Source organism: Paenibacillus radicis (ex Xue et al. 2023) (assembly GCF_024722015.1).
Taxonomy (GTDB): domain Bacteria; phylum Bacillota; class Bacilli; order Paenibacillales; family NBRC-103111; genus Paenibacillus_S.
This window is the reverse complement of the sequence record NZ_JANQBD010000002.1, coordinates 98,829-120,811: the sequence shown is the minus strand read 5'-3', so window position 1 is coordinate 120,811 and position 21,983 is coordinate 98,829. Positions and strand designations below refer to the sequence as shown.

The 21,983-nt window shown below is 42.3% G+C and carries 20 protein-coding genes and 1 riboswitch; of the genes, 18 read left to right on the top strand and 2 right to left on the bottom strand.

What is annotated here, in order from left to right; genetic code table 11:
* Window positions 1-35: 35 nt before the first annotated feature.
* From glyA to NV381_RS03180, 3 genes are all read left to right on the top strand, one after another.
* Window positions 36-1,283: a serine hydroxymethyltransferase gene (glyA, locus tag NV381_RS03190; RefSeq protein WP_258211819.1), complete on the top strand. Its 1,248-nt coding sequence runs from the start codon at window positions 36-38 to the stop codon at window positions 1,281-1,283.
* A gap of 65 nt (window positions 1,284-1,348) precedes the next feature.
* Window positions 1,349-1,427, top strand: a riboswitch (ZMP/ZTP riboswitch).
* A 188-nt stretch (window positions 1,428-1,615) separates the two neighbouring features.
* Window positions 1,616-2,770 carry an aminodeoxychorismate synthase component I gene (gene pabB, locus NV381_RS03185; protein ID WP_258211818.1) on the top strand — a complete coding sequence of 385 codons (1,155 nt, stop codon included), beginning with the start codon at window positions 1,616-1,618 and terminating at the stop codon, window positions 2,768-2,770.
* Window positions 2,760-3,248, top strand: a complete 489-nt coding sequence (locus NV381_RS03180; RefSeq protein WP_258211817.1) for an NUDIX domain-containing protein — start codon at window positions 2,760-2,762, stop codon at window positions 3,246-3,248. Before pabB ends, NV381_RS03180 begins: the two co-directional genes overlap by 11 nt.
* Before the next feature lie 30 nt (window positions 3,249-3,278).
* Here NV381_RS03180 and NV381_RS03175 read toward each other — a convergent pair whose 3' ends face one another.
* Window positions 3,279-3,458 carry a hypothetical protein gene (locus tag NV381_RS03175; RefSeq protein ID WP_258211816.1) on the bottom strand — a complete coding sequence of 60 codons (180 nt, stop codon included), beginning with the start codon at window positions 3,456-3,458 and terminating at the stop codon, window positions 3,279-3,281.
* A 373-nt stretch (window positions 3,459-3,831) separates the two neighbouring features.
* Here NV381_RS03175 and NV381_RS03170 point away from each other — a divergent pair, with 373 nt between their 5' ends.
* From NV381_RS03170 to NV381_RS03135, 8 genes are all read left to right on the top strand, one after another.
* The gene (locus NV381_RS03170) at window positions 3,832-5,442 is read left to right on the top strand and encodes an ABC transporter substrate-binding protein (protein WP_258211815.1); all 1,611 of its coding nucleotides are present in this window, start codon (window positions 3,832-3,834) and stop codon (window positions 5,440-5,442) included.
* 1 nt (window position 5,443) lies between these two features.
* Complete coding sequence (locus NV381_RS03165; protein ID WP_258211814.1) at window positions 5,444-6,475, top strand: ABC transporter permease; 1,032 nt, start codon at window positions 5,444-5,446, stop codon at window positions 6,473-6,475.
* Between the two features lie 208 nt (window positions 6,476-6,683).
* On the top strand, window positions 6,684-7,325 hold the full coding sequence (locus NV381_RS03160) for an ABC transporter permease (protein WP_308861646.1): 642 nt from the start codon (window positions 6,684-6,686) through the stop codon (window positions 7,323-7,325).
* Window positions 7,326-7,334: 9 nt separating this feature from the next.
* Window positions 7,335-8,156: an ABC transporter ATP-binding protein gene (locus tag NV381_RS03155; RefSeq protein ID WP_258211813.1), complete on the top strand. Its 822-nt coding sequence runs from the start codon at window positions 7,335-7,337 to the stop codon at window positions 8,154-8,156.
* A 20-nt stretch (window positions 8,157-8,176) separates the two neighbouring features.
* Window positions 8,177-8,776, top strand: coding sequence for an ABC transporter ATP-binding protein (locus tag NV381_RS03150; protein WP_258211812.1), 600 nt, complete (start codon window positions 8,177-8,179; stop codon window positions 8,774-8,776).
* 101 nt (window positions 8,777-8,877) lie between these two features.
* Window positions 8,878-10,200: a spore germination protein gene (locus NV381_RS03145; RefSeq protein WP_258211811.1), complete on the top strand. Its 1,323-nt coding sequence runs from the start codon at window positions 8,878-8,880 to the stop codon at window positions 10,198-10,200.
* Window positions 10,197-11,303, top strand: coding sequence for a spore germination protein (locus NV381_RS03140; RefSeq protein ID WP_258211810.1), 1,107 nt, complete (start codon window positions 10,197-10,199; stop codon window positions 11,301-11,303). Before NV381_RS03145 ends, NV381_RS03140 begins: the two co-directional genes overlap by 4 nt.
* The gene (locus NV381_RS03135) at window positions 11,300-12,391 is read left to right on the top strand and encodes a Ger(x)C family spore germination protein (protein WP_258211809.1); all 1,092 of its coding nucleotides are present in this window, start codon (window positions 11,300-11,302) and stop codon (window positions 12,389-12,391) included. The genes NV381_RS03140 and NV381_RS03135 overlap by 4 nt, the downstream gene beginning before the upstream one ends.
* 108 nt (window positions 12,392-12,499) lie before the next feature.
* Here NV381_RS03135 and NV381_RS03130 read toward each other — a convergent pair whose 3' ends face one another.
* On the bottom strand, window positions 12,500-13,537 hold the full coding sequence (locus tag NV381_RS03130; RefSeq protein ID WP_258211808.1) for an S-layer homology domain-containing protein: 1,038 nt from the start codon (window positions 13,535-13,537) through the stop codon (window positions 12,500-12,502).
* Between the two features lie 326 nt (window positions 13,538-13,863).
* Here NV381_RS03130 and NV381_RS03125 point away from each other — a divergent pair, with 326 nt between their 5' ends.
* From NV381_RS03125 to NV381_RS03095, 7 genes are all read left to right on the top strand, one after another.
* A complete protein-coding gene (locus tag NV381_RS03125) occupies window positions 13,864-14,193 on the top strand; it encodes an ArsR/SmtB family transcription factor (RefSeq protein WP_258211807.1) in 330 nt (109 codons plus the stop codon).
* The gene (locus tag NV381_RS03120; RefSeq protein WP_258211806.1) at window positions 14,190-14,585 is read left to right on the top strand and encodes an SRPBCC family protein; all 396 of its coding nucleotides are present in this window, start codon (window positions 14,190-14,192) and stop codon (window positions 14,583-14,585) included. Before NV381_RS03125 ends, NV381_RS03120 begins: the two co-directional genes overlap by 4 nt.
* Window positions 14,586-14,757: 172 nt before the next feature.
* On the top strand, window positions 14,758-17,007 hold the full coding sequence (locus NV381_RS03115; RefSeq protein WP_258211805.1) for an excinuclease ABC subunit UvrA: 2,250 nt from the start codon (window positions 14,758-14,760) through the stop codon (window positions 17,005-17,007).
* 264 nt (window positions 17,008-17,271) lie between these two features.
* Window positions 17,272-17,799, top strand: a complete 528-nt coding sequence (locus tag NV381_RS03110) for a histidine phosphatase family protein (protein WP_258211804.1) — start codon at window positions 17,272-17,274, stop codon at window positions 17,797-17,799.
* A 156-nt stretch (window positions 17,800-17,955) separates the two neighbouring features.
* Window positions 17,956-18,816 (top strand): DUF6454 family protein, encoded by an 861-nt coding sequence (locus NV381_RS03105; RefSeq protein WP_258211803.1) that lies wholly within the window; start codon window positions 17,956-17,958, stop codon window positions 18,814-18,816.
* A gap of 341 nt (window positions 18,817-19,157) precedes the next feature.
* Window positions 19,158-21,278: a sensor histidine kinase gene (locus NV381_RS03100; RefSeq protein WP_258211802.1), complete on the top strand. Its 2,121-nt coding sequence runs from the start codon at window positions 19,158-19,160 to the stop codon at window positions 21,276-21,278.
* Window positions 21,275-21,976: a response regulator transcription factor gene (locus NV381_RS03095; protein ID WP_258211801.1), complete on the top strand. Its 702-nt coding sequence runs from the start codon at window positions 21,275-21,277 to the stop codon at window positions 21,974-21,976. The genes NV381_RS03100 and NV381_RS03095 overlap by 4 nt, the downstream gene beginning before the upstream one ends.
* Window positions 21,977-21,983: the final 7 nt, after the last annotated feature.

Sequence of the window (21,983 nt, the reverse complement as noted above, 5' to 3'; positions counted from 1 at the left end):
AAAACTAACCAACCTATTCTAAGGAGAACGTTATTGTGGAGCAATTACGAAAACAAGATCCCAAAATTGTTGAGGCTATGAATCTGGAGATTGGCCGTCAACGCGACAAAATCGAATTGATCGCTTCTGAGAACTTCGTTAGCGAAGCTGTGCTACAAGCGATGGGAACGGTTCTAACCAATAAATATGCAGAAGGCTACCCAAGTAAACGTTACTATGGTGGTTGCGAGTACGTAGATATCGTAGAGGACATCGCGCGTGACCGTGCAAAAGAATTGTTTGGTGCTGAGCATGCTAACGTACAGCCCCATTCGGGCGCACAAGCCAACATGGCAGTATATCTTGCAGCGCTGCAAGCTGGAGATACGGTTCTAGGCATGAACCTGGCGCATGGCGGTCACTTGACTCATGGCAGCCCTGTTAATGCTTCTGGAATTTTGTACAACTTTGTTCCCTATGGCGTAAGAGAAAGCGATTCGCATATTGATTATAACGAGGTTCGCAAACTGGCTTTCAAGCATAAGCCTCGTATGATCGTGGCTGGTGCCAGTGCATATCCGCGCATCATCGATTTTGAAGCTTTGGCTGCTATCGCCAATGATGTAGGCGCATTGTTCTTTGTAGACATGGCTCATATCGCTGGGCTTGTTGCAGCAGGCTTGCACCCGAATCCAGTTCCACATGCGCATTTTGTAACAACAACTACTCATAAAACGCTTCGCGGTCCTCGCGGCGGTATGATCCTTTGCCGTAAGCCATGGGCAGCTGCGATAGATAAAGCAGTATTTCCTGGTACTCAAGGCGGGCCTTTAATGCATATCATTGCTGCTAAAGCTGTTGCTTTTGGCGAGGCGCTTCAACCGTCCTTTAAAACATATGCTCAAAACGTTGTTAATAACGCAAAAGTCTTGTCTGAAGCACTGCTGGCTGAAGGCGTCGATCTTGTATCTGGAGGCACAGATAACCATCTGATGCTGATTGACCTTCGCAGCCTCCAGATCAGCGGTAAAGATGCCGAACACTTGTTGGATGAAGTAGGGGTAACGGTGAACAAAAATGCAATTCCTTTTGACCCTGCTAAACCGATGATTACAAGCGGAGTTCGTATTGGTACAGCGGCTGCTACCGCCCGTGGAATGGATGAGGAAGCTATGAGAAGCATTGCGAAAATCGTCGCTTTGACATTAAAAAATCCATCGGACGAAGCCGTACATGAAAAAGTAAGAGGCATGGTAAAAGATTTAACAGCACAATTTCCGCTTTATCCGGGCTTAAGCTACTAAATCTCTAACACGTTTTCCTGGAAGCAAAGCGAGACCTTTAAATAAAATAATCCGATTCGGATAAATTTAATATGTGTAACTGGCGTAAACGTGGTGAACCACGAGGGAGCACATAATATATGGCCGTACGCCTGGGCAAAGTATTTGATCTCTGGATCAAATGCTTTTTTTATTTCTGGGAGGTATGTATACATGGACTATTTCAAAGATTTTTCTTCAGCTGTGAACTGGATTGAGGAAATCGTACCCTTTGGTATCAACCTTGGATTTTGCACAAAACAGACTCCTATAAAGGTTTATAAGACCAATTGAATAAGAGTGGAGTGAAGCGTGTGAAACACGAATCCAACATTATCATTGATTTTAATCAGAAGAGATTGAAATTTGAGAAACCTCTGCAGGTTTGGCAAACTCACAAATTGGAAAACGTTAAGGGGATATTCGAGAAGGTACAGGAAGCTATCGATGGGCAGTTCTATGTGGCTGGTTATGTTTCTTATGAATGCGCGCCCGCTTTCGAGAGAAATCTCAGTGTTTGTGAGTCTGCTGCAGAATTTCCTTTAGTGTGGTTTGGTGTCTACGAAAAACCAATAGAAGAAGATATAAATGAGAAGGGGTTGTATTTCGTATCAGATTGGTGTGAAAGCACTAGTCGTGTGGAATATGAAAACAACATTGAAACGATTCATGAGGCGATTGCTCGAGGAGAGACATATCAAGTCAACTATTCGACGCGACTGCATGCTAAATTTACTGGAGATGATTTTGCCTATTACGAAGATTTGCGAGATGTCCAGCAAACTAATTATTCCGCCTATTTAAATGTAGGGCGTTATCGGATCCTGTCTGTTTCACCCGAGCTTTTCTTTCATTGGGATAGGGATGTCATTCGTACAAAGCCTATGAAAGGTACTGTTCCCAAATCGGAGAGCAGAAAGGCTTTGTTCGAATCCGAGAAGAACCGGACAGAAAATGTGATGATCGTAGATCTCCTTCGAAATGATTTAGGCCGAATTGCTAAGACAGGCACTATAAAGGTTCCGAAGCTGTTTGAAATCGAGGAATACCCTACCCTGTTCCAAATGACCTCAACCGTAGAAGCGAATACAAAAGCTGGGAGCAGCTTATTCGATGTATTCCAGGCTATGTTCCCATGCGGATCTATAACCGGCGCCCCGAAAATATCTACTATGAAAATCATCTCATCCTTGGAAAAGGAGCCACGTCACATCTATTGCGGTGCTATTGGGCTTGCTGTACCAGGTGAAGGCATCACGTTTAACGTAGCAATTCGCACAGTTCTTGTGGATACGCATACGCAGCTGGCGGTCTACGGTGTAGGTGGAGGGGTTATTTGGGACTCAACCGCAGAGGGTGAATATGATGAGATGAGAACGAAATCCAGAGTGTTGACTTATCGTAATGAGCAGAATGGGAACGAACATATAAATAACGAAAAGCAAGTTGGTGGTAATAATGAATTATGAGTTTCCAGGTGCCTTGCCCGATCAAAATATAATCCTATCAAAGGAATCTCTAGTTGAAGAAGCTAATTGTGTGCTGACTTTCCCCTTCTACCGAGGTAAATTGGTTCTTGTTCGCCATCATTCTCGCGGTTGGGAATTACCTGGAGGGAAGAGGGAAGAAGGCGAGTCTATTATACAAGCTGCTATCAGGGAAATGTATGAAGAGACTGGAGGAGAACTCGATTCGATTGAAAGGATTGGCCAATATTTAATCTATGAAAAGACCCGTCTTGTATTTGTGAAAAATATATATATATCAAAGGTTCGTATTCTCAGGGAGTTACCGGATGGATTTGAAACCAATGCTGTTATGCTGGTAGATACGATTCCGAAGCAGCTAGAGATAATGAATGACCCAACATTTAGTCCATTTATGAAAGACCATGTATATTTGATTGCCTCTGAATGGATTAAGGATCATCGCTTTACTCATTGCTAAATATTTCGTATGAGAAGTCGAGGTCGTGACTTACTCCAAGCGAAGAATTTTGTTACACATCTCCAACCAACGCTCCCGTACATCAGGCTTCGTATAATCAAGGTAGCAAACGAATGTTTCGAAGTCTTCGGTATTTAAGCTTTGGATAATGGACGCCATGATTTGTTCGTCTTCCAGATGAGACAATAAATGAATCAGCTCATATCTCATTTTCAGCTCCCCTTTTTATGTAATTGTGTTTTAAAAAGGTGTCTTTTCCCCTATTTACAAAGGGAAAGACACCTTAATTTTTGAATGATGGGTCGTCTAACAACTTACGGTTTTTCTTTCAAGTTAAGCAGTTGCCTTCGACAACATTGGTTTAACTCCAATATCTTTGTTTCTAATATTATTTTAAAACCGCGGATTTAATGATAATAATAAATCTCCCTTGGTGAATTTAAAAAGTAATTGTTGACAAATTAAATAGTAAAAATTACTATTTAAACAAGATCTTTATCGTTTACCTGTATCCCAATCATGGACTACATGGTTGGCAGCCTCAGTCGCTGCAACGGTACTATTTTATAACAGGAGGAAAGAGATGAAAAGAAAATTAGGTTTAACAGCAGTTCTGGCGCTTGCGGTTCTTTCCGCTGGTTGCACAAATGTAACAGCCCCAATAAGGGAAGAGGCAACAAAGGCTGGTTCTTCCGACGAGATCGTGGTGTCAATCAAAGGGGAGCCGGCTAAAGGCTTTGATCCTGCTTTCGACTGGCCGGGAATGGGTGAGGCCTTGTTTCAAAGCAAGCTGGTTATGTTTGATAAAGATATGAACATTGTCAACGACTTGGCTACTAAAAGAACTATAAGTGCTGACGGAAAAAAACTAACGCTCAATCTACGGCAGGATGTCCTATATTCCGATGGTAAGAAGTTTACGGCAGGCGATGTGGTATTTACGTTTGAAAAGGTTAGAGAAACCACCTCATACATAGATCTCTCGAACATAGAGAAGGTAATAGCGGAAGACGACTATACGGTAACCTTCCAATTAAAGAATCCGGATTCTAATTTCGAGTACACATTAACGCGGATTGCAATAATTCCTAAGCACGTCTATAACGACAGTTATGGACAGCATCCAATAGGCTCCGGACCCTATAAGTTTGTTGAATGGCAAAAAGGACAAAAGCTGATTATCGAAGCCAATCCATCTTACTACGGAAAAAAGCCGAATATTAAAAAGGTGACATTTTTGTATTTGGATATGGATGCGAGCTTTGCGGGAGCCAAAAGAGGGGAAATTGACCTGGCACGTGTAAGTATGGATTATATCGGCAAACCCATCCCTGGATATAGCCAACGAAGTATCGAAACGATGGATATTGTATCAATTAGCCTACCTACTGTAAAAAGAGGTGCCTATGTGATGGATGGAATACCGATTGGCAATGATGTGACCTCCGACCCAGCGATTAGAAGAGCGTTATCCTATGGAATGGATCGGGCGGGTATTGCGGCAAATGCATTAAATGGTGGAGCACGCCCCGTTTACTCCCATAATCCGGGGATGCCATGGGACAATGAGGCGAATAATCTCAAGAATGCCGATGTAGATGCGGCCAAGAGAATTCTTAAGGAGGGCGGATGGGCCGATACAGATCAGGACGGTATTGTCGAGAAAAACGGTAAGAAGGCGGAGTTTACTCTGCTGTATACTCCGGGTGAAGTCGAGAGGCAGGCGGTTGTTTTGGGGGCACAGGAAAGCGCCAAGAAAATCGGCATTAAAATAAATCTGGAAGCCAAAGTTTGGGATGAAATCAGCAATCAAAAGCTGCTCTACAAGGAAGCTTATCTCTTCGGCAAAGGAGCGGACAGCCCGTTTGAAATCTATACCAATTTCAGTTCAGATCGAATTACAAAGGGCACAACAAATTCTCCAAGCTACAAAAATGAACAGGTCGATGAATATTTGAGAAAAGCAATTCAAACAACCAACCAGAAGGAAGCTATGGAATTATGGAAAAAAGCACAATGGGATGGAAAATATGGGGCAAATTCATTGGGGGATAGCCCATTCATTCCTATGGTCGCGTTTCATCATACCTTTTATATCAAAAACGACGTAGAAATCGGTGATTTCAGGCCTGCTCCGCATCGTGGCGCCTATTGGATAACGGTGGATAACATCAAAGACTGGGTGAAAAAGTAATATGTCAATAGTGCTTAGAAATGAAAGACTTAACCAACACACCAAGGCGGTACATATCATCACATTTTTGATAAAAAAGATAGTACGCTTACTCCTGCTTTTTTTTGCTGTTACGGTTATTTGCTTTATCTTAATGAAGTTTTCCCCGATTGATCCGATTGAAGCCTATATTGGTGGAGAGCATGCTTCACTACCGCAGGAGCAAATAAATAATTTGCGTGAATATTGGGGACTGAATGACAGCTTTACTGTGAGGTATATCAAATGGATAAAAGGGCTCCTTAGCGGCAACATGGGAACCAGCATCGTTTATAATCAACCGGTTAAGACTGTTATTGTGGAAAAATTCTCTGCATCTCTGCTTCTAATGGGAATCGCATGGGCATTATCCGGTGTTCTTGGTTTTGTGATGGGAATTATTAGTGCTGTGTACAAGGGCAAGCTTGTAGACAAGGTAATTAAACTTTATTGCTTGACTTTGGCGTCAGCACCCATCTTCTGGGTAGGGATTTTACTTCTGATAGTTTTCTCAGTTAAGCTGGGATGGTTTCCGATAGGACTGAGTGCTCCGATTCATGTGTATGCAGGTGATATAAGTTGGGGAGACAGGCTGTACCATCTCATTTTGCCTGCGCTGACCTTGAGCTTGACAGGGGTTGCGAGCATAGCTATGCATACAAGGCGCAAATTTATCGATGTATTGGATAGCGATTATACGCTCTTTGCTAAAGCAAGAGGAGAAAGCACATGGATGATTGTAAGAAGGCATGGTCTTCGAAATATTCTGTTACCGGCTATTACGTTACAATTTGCTTCAATCGCAGAATTGTTCGGGGGTTCTACTTTGGCGGAGGGAATCTTTTCTTATCCGGGGCTTGGCAATGCGGTTGTGCATGCCGGTATTAGAGGGGACCTTCCGCTTCTTGTAGGAATTAGCTTATTTGCAGCCGCATTTGTGTTCATTGGAAACTTTATAGCCAATATCCTGTATGCCTTGGTAGATCCACGCATAAGAGAGGGGAATCTACTCTGATAAAGCTGCAAACAAGCTTTTACGCAAAAGGCTTTTTAATAGGAGGCAGCAAACCTTACTTTATATCGCTCTCTGCGTAGTATTGCTAAGTACCATTCTCCTAACAGGGAATCTGATAACAGAAGAGACGCTTCGTGTAAGCTTTACTGAAAAAAATCTTCAACCATCACTCAGTCATATTTATGGAACCGATTGGTTTGGACGCGATATGTTCCTGCGAACGGTTAAAGGATTATCGCTTAGCATTATCATCGGAGTAGTAGCTACTGTAGCGAGCGGTATTATCGCTCTTATATTGGGAGTTGCAGCAGCGATAGGCGGTAAAAAGTTGGATACGTTCATCAATTGGCTTATCGATGTAGTCATGGGTTTGCCTCACTTGATTTTTCTTATCTTGATTTCTTTTGTACTGGGAAAGGGACCACAAGGTATCATTATTGGCATCATTCTAACCCACTGGACTTATATTGCACGTGTCATTCGTGCAGAGGTTTTGCAGCTAAAATCGAGTCAATATGTTCTGGCATCAAGAAGCTTTGGAAAAAGTAACTGGTATATCGCCAGACATCATATTTTGCCTCATGTGCTTCCGCAATTTTTGGTAGGACTGATTTTAATGTTTCCGCATGCGATACTTCATGAAGCCTCGCTTACCTTTTTAGGATTTGGGTTGTCCCCGCATCAGCCGGGAATCGGAGTTATCTTGTCGGAATCACTCAAATATTTGAGTACCGGACAATGGTGGATTGCTCTAATGCCAGGATTGTCTTTACTTATCATTGTTATTTTATTTGATCTGCTGGGCGAGAAGGTTGAAGCTCTAATTAATCCTTATAAGGCGCATGAATAGGAGACTGTTATGGAAATAAAGAAGCCATTATTGGAAGTACGGGATTTTGCGGTCAACTTTAAACAATACGGAAAAGGGCTGCACCACAAAGATGTTCAAGTGATATCGAACTTTACGCTTGATTTGTACCCTGGAGAAATATTAGCAATTGTGGGGGCTAGCGGTTCAGGAAAAAGTCTTCTTGCACATGCGATTCTGGGCATTCTTCCAGCAAATGCTTACACTAGCGGGAGTATCAAATACAAAGGTGAAGAACTTACGCCCAAGAAAAAAGAAGCACTTAGAGGAAGGGAAATATCCCTTATTCCTCAATCCATCAGCTATTTAGACCCACTTATGAAAACAGGACACCAGATCGGCAGCCCGCTGCTAACTGTCAAAAACACTGTAAAAAATATTATGAAAAGATTCCAGTTGGCCGAGTCCATTGAACATAAGTATCCTTTCCAGCTATCAGGAGGCATGGCTAGAAGGGTTCTCATAGGAACCGCTTTAACCTCTGGAGCACAGTTAATTATTGCAGATGAACCTACACCCGGATTGCACAAATCAATGGTTGAAGAAACGTTGAGTTCATTAAAAGAGTTGGCAAATAATGGTTGTGGAGTACTGATGATCACCCATGATATTGATTTGGCTTTTATTATTGCGGATAAGATTGCTGTCTTTAACAAGGGAGTATCAGTAGAAATTGCTGACGCCAGGTTATTTGAAGCTTCTCAAGACAATGTTGTGCACCCTTACAGTAAAGCTTTATGGCATGCCTTGCCACAAAACGGCTTTCATTCCATTCGAGGTAAGGACTATGGTAGTTACATCGATGGTGTGTAGCATATGGAGGATAGTGAGCGATGATATTAGAAGCAAAAAATATTTATTATAAATATGATGGCGGCAAAGACTGGGTACTTGAGAATATTTCGCTTGATATTAATGCGGGTGAGGTAGTAGGTCTCATTGGAAGCAGTGGACGTGGCAAAAGTACCTTGGGGAAAATCATGGCTGGGCAGATCCAAGCAGATAAGGGAGAAGTGCTTATAGACGGAGCACCTGTTTCCAAAGGCATCTATTCTCCGGTTCAGCTTATTTACCAGCATCCGGAACTTGCGGTAAATCCAAAATGGAAGCTAGGTAAAACGCTTAGTGAATCGGGTGACTACGACGATGATTTAAGGAAGGAAATGGGGATTCGTAAGGAGTTTCTAAACCGATGGCCTAATGAATTATCAGGCGGAGAGCTTCAAAGGATTTGTGTCATGAGAGTGCTCAAGCCACAAACCCGATTTATTATCGCAGATGAAATCAGTACTATGCTGGACGTTATCACTCAGTCGCAAATCTGGGATATTGTACTTGATTATGCTAAAAAAGAGCAGATAGGTATTCTGGCGATTACTCATAACGAGCATCTGGCAGAAGCCATTTGTACAAGAACTGTGCATTTGAAGTAGGAACACTATTTTGCTGTAAATTGCACTAGAATGAATAATTTTTCCAGCATAGTGGGAAAGTAGGTGTACATAGCGAAAAAACAAAAGGGATGAGCTTCCTTATGCAAGCATTTGAACTAAATACATTAATTCATAGTATGGTTCGAGCCGATGACCTAGAAATTAGAAAGCTCAATTTAAAAGACGCAACAGTTGACCTTGTTTATTTCTCAACCATGTGTGATAAAAAATATATACATACCGCGATCATTAAAAATTTTTTAGATAGAAGCAGCTTATCGGAGTTTGAATCAGCCTTAAAAATGCTGCCGGGATTTGAGATCATTCAGAGCGAAGATCAAATGATCGAGAAGCTAATTGGCGGCTATACATTGCTGTTTTTCCCACAGATGACCTGTGCAATTGAAGCAAAAAAAGACCCGACGTCTCAGCCTCAAGAAACATCAATTGAAAATATTCTTCAGGGGCCCCAATTTGCTTTTTCCGAAGATCTCGCAACGAATGTACAAATCCTACGAACACGATACCCCTCGCAGGATTTACATATCGAATTTATGAAAATAGGCAAACAAAGTCAAACTGAATTAGCGATCATTTACGATAAGACGAGAGTGGATGAGGACGTTCTTTTGCAGCTTGAAAATAAGCTTATGCAAATCGATGCGGAAGTCATCCAAGCTGCCAATCAGCTCCAAATGTTGCTCACGAAACGACATCAATTTTTTCCAACTTTAATGGTTACAGAAAGACCCGATAGAACCGTATTAAATCTAAGCCAAGGAAAAATCGCTTTACTCCTCAATGGAACTCCATTCTCGGTCAATTTACCAGCGGTATTTTTTGACTTCATGGCTTCAATGGATGATGTCTACGAGTTACCGTGGATTGTTAGACCGCTTCAGATATTGAGATTTATAGGCATGTTTATTACGACTACTTTACCCGCTTTATACGTAGCGACTGTTTCATATAATCCTGAATTTTTCAGATCTCAATTAGCTATTGAAATTGCAGGCAGCCGCTCGTCGGTACCTTATCCCTCTTTTTACGAAGTTTTTCTCATGCTTTTCTTAATTGAAGCGTTAACCGAGGCGAGTATTCGTCTTCCGAAGTTTATTGGAACTACAGCGACGACCGTAGGTGGTCTAATATTAGGGCAAGCGGCTCAACAGGCAGGGCTGGTCAGCAGTATTATGATTATTATCGCTTCGGCGGTAGCCATCTCCAATTTTGTGATTCCAATGAATACACTGAGTTTTTCTCTCAGGGTCATTAAATTTCCACTTGTTCTTCTAGCCATATTTTTTGGGCTGGTAGGTGTGCTAACAGGGATATTTTTCTTTATTGTATACACGACGAGTTTGCGAAGCTTTGGTCGACCCTATTTGAAGTTGTTTATAGGAGAGGACAAAAAAACCAGGTGAAATCATTGTCACGGTATTTTTTTTACGCTCTGATACTAACCATGATGATTAACTCCATTCTGTACGTTCCAAGAATTCTTATTAACGAGCGGTATGAAGGTGCACTCATGTCGCTAATTCTTGGAACCTTGATTGGGAGCATACTTTTGTACATTTTTACCGGCTCTCTATTAAAGTTTCCAGGGATGGGACTACCCGAAATCTTTAAGCTTTCTCTACACAAAAGCATCTATATTCCTTCATTGCTTATATTGGGTACAAGTGGTTTCATTGCCGGAGGGCTTGTACTAATCAACTTCACCTTCATCATATCCAGATATCTGAATCCGGAAACACCGTCGTATATTTTGCTATTGCTTTTTGTATTCGTAGTTGGTTTTGGCGCTATGCAATCCTCAAAAACAGTGTTATATTGTGCAGAAATTGTGCTCATTCTCAGTGTGCCTTTACTCTTGTTCCTGATCATAAAAGCGTTAACCAATAAGCATATGAGCTATGATGCAGTAAAAGTCATACTTGACTATACCTGGATGTTTGCAAGTTGGAAGAGTTTAACTGTCTCTACTTATGCATTCGTGGGTTACTTGACTTTGTCGATATTTAATCGAACATTTTCTAACTCAACAGACATTAAATACAGATGGCTGATTCCTATTTTCGGTTTTGGCATGTTATTGTCCACATTTATTATTCCAATTGGAACTTTAGGCACAGATGGTGTTAATGACTATATTTTCACTTGGGTTTCTACGGCAGAGGCGATTCAGATGAAATATGCATTTATAGATCATGTTGTTTATATTTTTTTACTCATTTTTTTAGCGATTACCTTTTTATATACGATGGTGACATGGCATATCGCTTCTGAAACCATTAGCAGCTGTTTTCCTCGAAGTAGCCCGAATACATCTTCTGTAACTACTGTACTTCCAAATGCGATAAGCTGTGGATTGATGGGTATTGCTACAATTGTAACTGGAAGTCTTTTAGGTGAAGATGATTTGTTCCGAGTGTCTTCCTTTTGGATGACGATTCGTTTACCCATAGACGTCTTCATTGTCTTAACTGTTTATGTCTTAAGTAAACGGAGGCCAATCTTATGAAAACGATGTTGTTATTCCTGTTAGTAGTTCCTTTGTTATCCAGTTGCGGTTTCAAAGATATGGATAAACGATTTATTGTTAAGGCTATTGGCATAGATAAGTCAAATGATAAAGATCTACCCCTGCATGTTTCTTTAAAACTCGCCATTCCATTCTCGCAAATCAAACCAGGTCAGACGAATACGTTTCAATTCGTTAGTGATGATGCCAAAACAATCGCGGAAGCTGTTCAACATCTCAAATCAAAAGTGGATAAAGAACTGGATTTTTCACAATCCAAAATCATCATTTTCGGAAAGGACTTGGCTGAAGAACGTCTGAATCGGGAATCGATCGACTGGTTTTTGCGGAGACGAGAAATCCAAGGGATGACATTCATGGCTTTAGGTGATCCATCGGCGGAGCAAGTGCTTAAAGTAAAACCCAAGTCAGAACGGTTACCTGGAGACAGTTTATTTTTGAGCTTTGATCAAGAAGGTACGGAGTCATCATTTATTGTGACCGAGTATTTGTTTGATTTTCATAGGAGGTTAAGCGAAAAAGGATTGGATCCCTATTTACCTGTCATAAAACCACTCAACGGAACGTACTTAATCGATCAAGTAGCCGTCTTTGATAAAGAGAAAATGAGAGAAGTGTTAAATCCAGAGGAGACTCGTGTTTTCAATGAATTATCCAAAAAAATTAGTAAATTCGATATAGAGACGCGAACAGATACCGTTCAATTTGCTGTGAGTGTTTCAAAATTCGGATATACCTACACTATAGATGAAGCAAAAGAATCAAAACCCGTGCTGACGATGAATGTTAAAATGACAGGACAAACTGCAGAGTCCAGCCAGTCGTTTGATTATTCAAAATGGAAACTTTACGAGCATGAGGCTGAAACAGAGGAAGCTAAACGATACGAAAAAGTACTTAGGAAATTGCAGTCTATTGGAGTGGATCCCATCGGTTTGGGCTTAAGGTACCGCGCAACACGTCATCACCGTGAGAAGGAATGGGGACGATGGTCATCGGTTTATCCTCAACTAGTCTTTCATGTCAATGTAAAAATTAACCTTTCAGGATCTGGGGGAATTAAATAGAAACTGCGTAATTATGCAATGGGTTAAACATCATGTTATACGATGCTGTAACAAGAAAAGGAGAGAGGACTGATTTGTCCTCTCTCTTATATGGGTTATATATATCTATTATTCGGCAAATCCTTTTACGGTTTTAACAGCGTTATTAATATATTCAGTAGCATCTGAGAGGCTAATTTCAGCTTTCGCATTGAATTTGCCTTCCTGATTTAATTTAACCACACCTAATGCAAGTGCTGTTTGAATGGCTCCTGAGTTCAAGGTATCGATTTGATCATTATCTTTAATCTCAATTGGTACTAACTTAATCATAGGTAGTTTCCCGCTTGTTTGAAGAGTATGAATGAGCAAATAAGTGAACGACTCTCTTGTCAACTTAGAGTTCGGGTCAATCTTGAATTTCAAGTCAGTATCGACCGTCCCAAGTACCTCTTGAATAAGTAGGACTCCTTGAGCCGTTGTCAAGGCTTCACTGCTGGAAGCTGGTGCTGTGTGAGCCTTCATGTACGCAACCGCATTGAATAATTCTTCAGCTGCGTCAGCACGTGTAATTTCATCATTCGGATTAAACTTACCTTCTGCACTCAGCTTAATCACACCATATTGAATTGCGCGTTGAATGGAACCAGAGTAATCGGGATTAATTTGGTCCTGATCTTTGATATCAACAACAACTGGTTTAATCATCGGCAGTTTCCCAGTTACTTCAATAGCACGAATAAGCTGATGTGTGAACTGTTCACGAGTTAACTTTTTATCTGGGTCAAGATCAGCCGGCAGCTCAACGCCGTTAACTGCAGCGATAATGAGTGCATTTGCATACCAAGCATCATTATTTGACTTTGCAAAATAGTTGTTAGCTTTTGGCTCCTTAAGAAATCTTACCAGATCAAGATTGAGTCCAAGCGCATTAACAATAAGTTGAACGCTTTGAGCCTCTGAAATCGTAGTTCGAGGAGCAAACAACTCGGGAGTGATCCCTGATACTATACCACTTTGTTGTAATGCAATAATTTTATCTTTGGCAACAATATTATCCAAATCTGTAAAAGTAGAAGCTGTAGAAGCTGCAAAGCTCTGGGTAGCAAGAGTAAAAGATAATAAAGCAGTTGTAGAAAGAGTGATTATTTTAAATGTTTTTTTCATAATTGTTCACCTCATGTTGTATTTTTGTGAATCGTTAACCTAGACGTATGTAAAACTATATATTGTTGCAGCTTTATTATTAATAATTTGTAAATTACATTTTGTTAGTAATAATCAAAAGTTGACTGACTGAGAGTTTACATGTGGAGTTTAAAAATATTGTTGACACGACATCAAATGGTGACCTATTATTAAAATGACACTAAATGGTGTCTGATTTTGAATTCTCAACTCGTAGGTGCTACTGCCTAAGAGCCGCATACTTTAAGGAGGCTGTGAATAATTAAACGGCAGTCCCTAGGTAATAATATTTAGGAGAGGGTGTTGTGAGCGAGAACAATCAGTTGCATGATGTGTATGACGCGATTGCAGATCCAACTAGGCGCCAACTGATTCGTCTGTTAGCAGAGGCAGAGGAGATACCTCTTCATGAGTTAACGGCACAGTTTCAGATGGGTCGGACAGCAGTATCTAAGCATTTGACAATCCTTAAAGATGCCGGACTGGTACTTGACCGAAAAGTCGGCAGAGAAACGCGATTTAGGCTAAACGCCTCTCCACTCCGAGAAATTCAAGAATGGGTGGCTTTCTACAGCAAATTCTGGAGTACGAATATGTTGCGCTTGAACCAACTATTAGAGGAGGAAGAAGAATGAGTTTAACATTATCTTTGGATTTTCAGTTCACGACATCAATCGAGAAGATTTGGTCCGCTTTAACCGATTCAAGCAAGCTTGCCAAGTGGGTTATGGAAAATGATTTTGAGCCTATCGTAGGACACCGTTTTCAATTTCGCACTCAGCCGACCGAATGGTGGAACGGAATTATTGACGGTGAAGTACTTATCGTAGACGCACCAAACCGATTGTCCTATACTATGGAAAGCGGAGAGAAGCACACTGTCACTTGGACGCTGCAAGATTTAGGGGACGGAAAGGTTAATCTACATCTCGAACAAACCGGAATCTCAAATGATCAAGCACTCGCAGGAGCTAAGTATGGCTGGGTTAAATGGGGCGGAGAGCTTGAAAAGTTGTTGGAACAATAAATGGGTACAATCGTGAAATAGCCCCGCATCATAAAACAGATTACTTCATGGTTTCTATTGCCCATCAAGTGATCTGTTTTTACACGTATGTCGGCTGTATCCGATGCATAAACCGTTCTCTTGCGGCGCTTCATCTGATAAGGATCTAAATACGAGTAAAGGAAGATGTCTTATGAACCAAGAATATATAGAAATCCGCGGCGCCCGGGAAAATAACCTTAAAGATGTATCTTTACGTATTCCCAAGCGCCAAATCACCATATTTACCGGCGTATCCGGTTCCGGCAAATCGTCGATCGTTTTCGATACCATCGCTTCTGAATCCCAGCGTCTGCTGAATGAAAACTTCAGTATGTTCGTCCGCAACTTTCTGCCGCGTATTCCGCAACCAGATGCAGACGCAATCGAAAATCTTAGCATGGCGGTTATCGTCGACCAAAAACGGTTAGGCGGAGGCGCTCACTCGACCATGGGCACCATTACCGATATTGCACCTATACTTCGGCTGTTATACTCACGTGTCGGACAACCTTATGCCGGTAAAGCCAATGCCTTTTCCTTCAACGATCAGCAAGGCATGTGCCCGGAATGCAACGGTATGGGCCGTAAGCTTGGAGTTGACATGGAGAAAGCATTGGACTTATCCAAATCACTCAAAGAAGGCGCTATTTTGCTTCCTGATTATGGTGTTGACAGCTGGGATTGGAACATTTGTACCCAGTCAGGTTTGTTTGATATCGATAAAAAGCTTGCCGATTATACCGAGGTAGAAATGGAACAGCTTCTGTACGGCAAACCGCATAAGGTTGAAATGCACGTCGGAGGGAAGCCTGTAAAATTTACTTTAGAGGGAATCATTGCAAAGTTCAGCGGCAAGTACATCAAGCAAGATGTCAAAACGAAGTCGGAGCGCACCCAGAAAATGGTGGCGCCGTTTATTACAGAAGGTCCATGCTACCTTTGCCGCGGCGCTCGTCTCAGCCAAGCGGCTCTCAGCTGTAAAATCAACGGCAGCAATATTGCCGAACTATCTTCCATGGAGGTAGGCCGGCTGATTGAGGTCATAAAGGAAATAAAAGATCCGATAGCGGCACCTATGGTTAAAGCATTAACGGAAAGACTGCAGCATCTGGTTGATATTGGCCTGGAATATCTCAGCCTCGACCGCGAAACCGACACTTTATCCGGTGGAGAATCACAGCGTGTCAAAATGGTAAAACATCTGAGCGGCAGCCTAGTGGATGTGGTATACATTTTTGATGAGCCGAGCGTTGGATTGCATCCCCGCGATGTACACCGGCTCAATGAATTGCTGCAAAAACTGCGCGATAAAGGCAATACTGTCATAGTTGTCGAACACGATCCCGATGTGATTCAAGTAGCCGATCATATTGTCGATGTCGGTCCTTTTGCCGGCAGCCGCGGCGGCACCATTGTTTACGAAGGCAGCTTTTCTGGCCTGCTACAGGTCGATACTCTGACGGGTAATCATATGAAACAGTCGATGCCGCTTAAGGACCATTTTCGTTCGGCAACGGGCAAACTATCCGTCAAAGACGCCAATCTGCACAACTTAAACAATGTTAACGTCGATATTCCAACGGGTGTATTAACCGTAGTGACAGGCGTTGCCGGTTCCGGCAAAAGCACATTGATCAACGAGGTGTTTTTGCAAGAGCATCCCGATGCGATAGTGATCGACCAGGCGGCTGTCGGTACCTCTACCCGTTCGAATCCGGCCACCTACACGGGCATCATGGACGATGTGCGCAAGGCCTTTGCATCGGCCAACAAAGTGAACCCAGGTTTATTCAGCTTTAATTCCAAGGGGGCCTGTGAAAACTGCCAAGGCCTTGGTGTCGTTTATACCGACTTGGCATTTTTGGACAGCGTTAAAACAACGTGCGAAATATGCGGCGGCAAACGGTTCAAAGAAGAGGTGCTGGCCTACAAACTGGGAGATAAATCGATCGCCGATGTGCTGGAGATGACCGTTGAACAAGCTCTATCTTTCTTTGATATCAAAGAAGTTGTGCGCAAGCTGCAGGCCATGAGTGACGTGGGACTGGATTATCTGAAACTCGGACAGCCGCTCAGCACACTGTCGGGCGGTGAGTGCCAACGCATCAAGCTGGCCAGCGAATTGCATAAGAAGGGAAGTATTTACGTTATGGACGAGCCTACGACCGGACTGCATATGTCGGATATCGCCCATTTACTGGCTATCATGAATCGTCTTGTAGATGCCGGAAATACTGTCATTGTGATCGAGCATAACCTTGATGTCATCAGAAACGCCGATTGGATCATAGATATGGGTCCGGAAGGCGGTATCAATGGCGGTAAAGTCATATTCGAAGGCACTCCAAAACAGCTTTTAAGTGCAAAACATTCACTTACAAGCAAGTATTTGAGCAGGTGATTGATATGGCATTCGTAGGAAGCAACCAGATGATACATCGCGTTTGGCAAGAAGCTGGCGACATTAAGCACCACCTACAAACGTCCTAACTCAATTACACATCGTGGCAACTCGGTTCATTGTTATAAGAGTATCTCTATGAAGCTGTCGGTTCGATCCGGCAGCTTTTTCAGCATGAAGAATCCGTTTGATTGAGACTCCTTCTCTTTCCAATATGTGGTATATTGGGTTTAATGGATTGCAATATCAAGGAGGGGTTATTGCTTGATTTATGTGGTACGGCACGGTCAAACCGATTTAAACAGAGAAGGGAAGCTTCAGGGGAGAATGGGTTTTCCCCTAAATGACTTTGGAATAGAACAGGCCAAGCTATTAAGGGATAGACTTAATAGTGTAGATTTTGACTATGTGTACACCTCACCTCAAGAAAGAGCCATTCAAACAGCAGAGATCGTAACAGGTATGAAAGCAATCATCGATGAAAGGCTCAATGTATTTGATCTAGGCGAAGCTGACTTATTAAAAAAAGGCGAAGTCAAAATGAATGGAGTAGTTCCAGATTCTAGGTTCTATCAAGGTGTTGAGGATGTACCTAATTTTATAAAAAGAGTCTTCTCCTTTATGCATGAACTTAAGGCCAAGCATGCTGATAACGAGGTCAATATCTTACTATCTGGACATAGATGCACGACAGGTTGTATTGGTGCCTATTTTGAAGGTGTAGCCAATGATGGTAACCTATTGAGATTCTCATCAGATAACGGTGAATATAAAGTATACTCATTCAAATAATTAATCTTCATAACAGCCGTGCACTCCGAATACTTGCTGAACAGCAATGAGACTGTTTGTGCTCGGTGGATCCTCCAATTTTTCATTGAGTTAACTTAAAACGATAGCTGGAAAGCAACCAAAAGAGCGGGTGCCACTGAAAGGAGAAGCATATATATGGATAGTCTGAAACTCATCGATCAATTCCAAAATCTTACACGCAATACGAAATGGGAGCAAAAAGCTAAGATTGATCTACAATTTAACAACTACCACTCACAAGGAATGGTTCGAATCGGGGATCTCTTTTATTTGTCCTCGGTTGAACTTATCGAAATGCCAGTAAAATATGACCAGCCCCAACACGGTTATGACCGTACTTCTGGAAAGGGAATCGGTCACTTATTTGTCTTTGATCAACAGGGGAAACTTATGAATGATGTGACTTTGGGCGAAGGGAACATCTATCACCCAGGCGGCATTGATTTTGATGGAAAAAATATTTGGGTACCTGTCGCCGAATATCGACCCAATAGTGAATCTATTGTTTACAAAGTTGATCCAAAGACTATGAAAGCAGAAGAATCGTTCCGAGTCCATGATCATATCGGAGGAGTGGTCCGTGAAGGTCAAAATGGAAAGCTAGTAGGTCATAGCTGGGGTTCACGCAAATTTTATGAATGGAACCCAATTGGGCAGATTCTGCTTGTGAAAGAAAACTCGAGTCATTATGTGGATTATCAAGATGGTCATTATGTAGGCGAAGGGAAAATGATTTTGAGTGGTATCTCTGAGCTGTCCAATCCTTCAAGCCTCAATTCCAAGCCGTACGAGCTAGGTGGAATAGCCCTGATAGACATGAAAACATTGGATATGCTTCATGAAGCACCTATCACTGAGTTTTCTCCTCAAGGACACGTGATTACCCGCAATCCTGTGTTCATTGAGAACGCCGGTCAAGAGCTGCGGCTTTATGCTGTACCGGATGACGATCACGGATCTATGTTGGTTTATGAAACAATCAATTTGTATAATTAACTATAATCTTGCAGCAGCATATCTCATAAACTCAGTCACGCAACAGAAAAAAATAACGCAGCCGTTAAGCTGTGTTATTTGCGTGTGAACGGAGCTTGCTCTCGATCAGAAAAGTCCGCTGAGGCTTTATATGGCAAAAGCGCCATCCCGCTTCACGGCTACGTCATTATATAAATGTGCGTTCTGGATTGTCAGCGTAATGTACAGACACGGAAGAATGGTGTTTTTTCCAAAGTGTATCGTAACAGTTGCATGAGTATTATATAATGAGCTTTAGAAAGCGAGGGCAGCGGAATGAAAAAATATTTGGGAATTCTCTCTGATTTTCAAAGAGTGGGCGTATGAGGAAACCAACGTACAAATTATATTTTCTGTTTCTAGCATTCCTATTATTTCTACTACTCCCCAGCGCATCTGCTTTAGGAAAAAGCACTCAGACTGAGGCAGTGAAAGGTATTCTCGATTTATCAGCGTGGAATTGGGAGCGAGATGGGTTGCAAAATCTGGATGGCGAATGGGAATTATATTGGAATCATTTGTTAACTCCCGATGATTTTACGATCGGTCTTAATAGCAATGCTCCCTCTTATGCCCTAGTGCCGAAGGTGTGGGAGGGACAGGAGTCGGGCGGACAAGCATTGTCGAATCAAGGCTATGCAACCTACCGGCTGCGGATTCATACAGCAGCTGCGGACAACGGTACCAATATGGCGCTCTATGTTCCAAGCATCGCGACAGCGTATCAATTATGGATCAACGGAGAGCTGGCTGCAGCGAATGGGAAGGTAGGAACGAGTAAAGAAACGATGATTCCGGCGAATTTCCCTAAACCTGTTTTTTTTCATTTACAGGGCACCCAGACCGAAATAGTCATTCAGGTGTCTAATTTCGTCCAACGTAAAGGCGGCTTGTGGGAATCTTTCCGCATAGGTGTTTCAAAAGATGTGATCATTAGCCGGGAAAAAGAGATAGCGTTTCAACTACTTATGATAGGCAGCTTGTTTACGATGGGGTTATATCATATCGGCCTCTTTCTGGCGCGTAGAAAGAATAGATCGCCGCTATTTTTCGGATGCTTCTCGTTGGCGATGGGACTTCGAGCGATAGTCACCGGGCCTACGTTAATCACTTATCTGTTTCCGCATATCGCTTGGGAATTTCAAGTTCATTTGGAATATTTGTCAGTCGTTGCTGCCCTATGGATGCTGATCCTGTTCTCCTACTCACGGTACCCTGGCGAAATGTATCGCAAAGTGAGAGATTTGTTTGTTATAGCAATTGTGGCCTACAGTTTTTTTATCCTCTTGACGCCAGCGTTGATATACACGTATAGTATGTTGGCTTTTCAAGCTGTTTCTGTGTTGATAATTTGTTATATCATCTATGTTTCTATTCGGGCTTTTCTGAGCAAAAGAGAAGGGGCTTCACTAAACATAGCGGCGGTACTCGTCCTCTTGGTATTAGTGCTCAATGATATTCTATTTTACAATCATTTTGTTGCAACCGGAGATTTGATGCAGCTTGGCATGCTGTTTTATGTATTTATGGAGTCCGTTAATTTGTCGCATCAATTTTCAAAATCTTTTGCTCGTGTTGAGAGCATGTCGGGGCAATTGCAAGAGTGGAACGAATTATTAGAACAAAAAGTACAAGAAAGAACCGAAGCGCTGGAATTATCCAATGTAAGCATTAAGAAGATCAATCAGGAATTGGTTAAAATGGAACTGTCACGTCGTCATCTCTTATCCAACATTTCGCATGAACTGGGCACACCGCTTACGCTCATTCAAGGTTATGTGAAGGCAGTTTTGGACCGAATGGATGAGGATAACCGTGATCGATATTTGCGGCTGACCTATGAAAAAACATTGATTTTGGATCGCATTATCAGCGACTTGTTCGAGTTGTCGAAGTTCGATACGGGGAAAGTTCGGTTTGATTACCAAGCGGTTGATTCAGTGGCGTTTTGTCGCTCGTTATTTGAAAAATTGGAGTTACCTATCAAGCAAGAAGGCCATAGCTTTGCGTTTATCGATAATACCGGTTCTCAAGCAGATAAACCACTGATCGTTTGGATAGACGTTGTGAGAATCGAGCAAGTTGTGATGAATCTGTTGTTCAACGCTCAAAAATTCACGCCCGCTAGCGGCTCCATTCATCTTATCGTCGAAAAGTACGGTTCTCTTGAGAAGGGCGACTTAGGTTTAAAGGTTAAAGTCCGGGATACAGGAAATGGCATTGACGATGAAGATATACCGTTTGTTTTTGACCGTTTCTATCGGGGAAGAGAGTCACACAAGAGCCGTTCAGCTGGAACAGGTCTCGGTCTGGCGATTTGCAAAGAAATTATTGAGCATCATGGGGGGACGATTGATGTGGAAAGTAAATCTGGCAAAGGAAGTACGTTTACCTTTACGCTTCCAGTTATGGTCGATATGGAGGAGGGGGAAGAAGACGTATGACAGAGGGCGCGAAAATATTAATCGTCGATGACGAAAAAGAAATTCGGGACCTGATCAGCCTCTACTTGCGAAATCACGGGTTGCAGGTAGTCATGGCGAAAGACGGGAGTCAGACGTTGGGGCTTTTGAAGCAGGAGAAGCCCGATCTGATGGTTCTCGATATTGTGCTTCCCGATATGGATGGCGTAGAGTTGTGCAGGCGCATTCGCGAGCACTCAGATATACCAATCGTTTTTCTAAGCTGTAAAAGGGAAGCGGATGATATCATCTGGGGACTAGATACCGGCGGGGATGATTACATGACCAAGCCATTCGATCCGATGGTGCTCGTCTCTCGAGTGAAAGCGAATCTCAGACGGGCCGCAGCCGTTCAAAAACGCGACAGAGAAAGTATGCTTATTACGTGCGGCGATTTGCAGGTAAATTTGCAAAGCTTGGAAGTTATGGTGAAGGGAGAGCTAATCGATTTGTTCGCCAAGGAGCGGCAGCTATTGCTTTTTCTGCTGAAAAATCCGAACCAGGTGTTTAGCGCGGAACAACTGCACAGACAGGTGTGGGGCTGGGACAGCTTCAGCGACGAGCGGACGGTTATGGTGCATATTAGCAATTTACGCAAGAAGATTGAAACTGATCAATCAGCGACCAAGTACTTTCATACAGTGAGGGGTTTCGGATATAAATTTTGCTGGGATAAATAAATTAGTT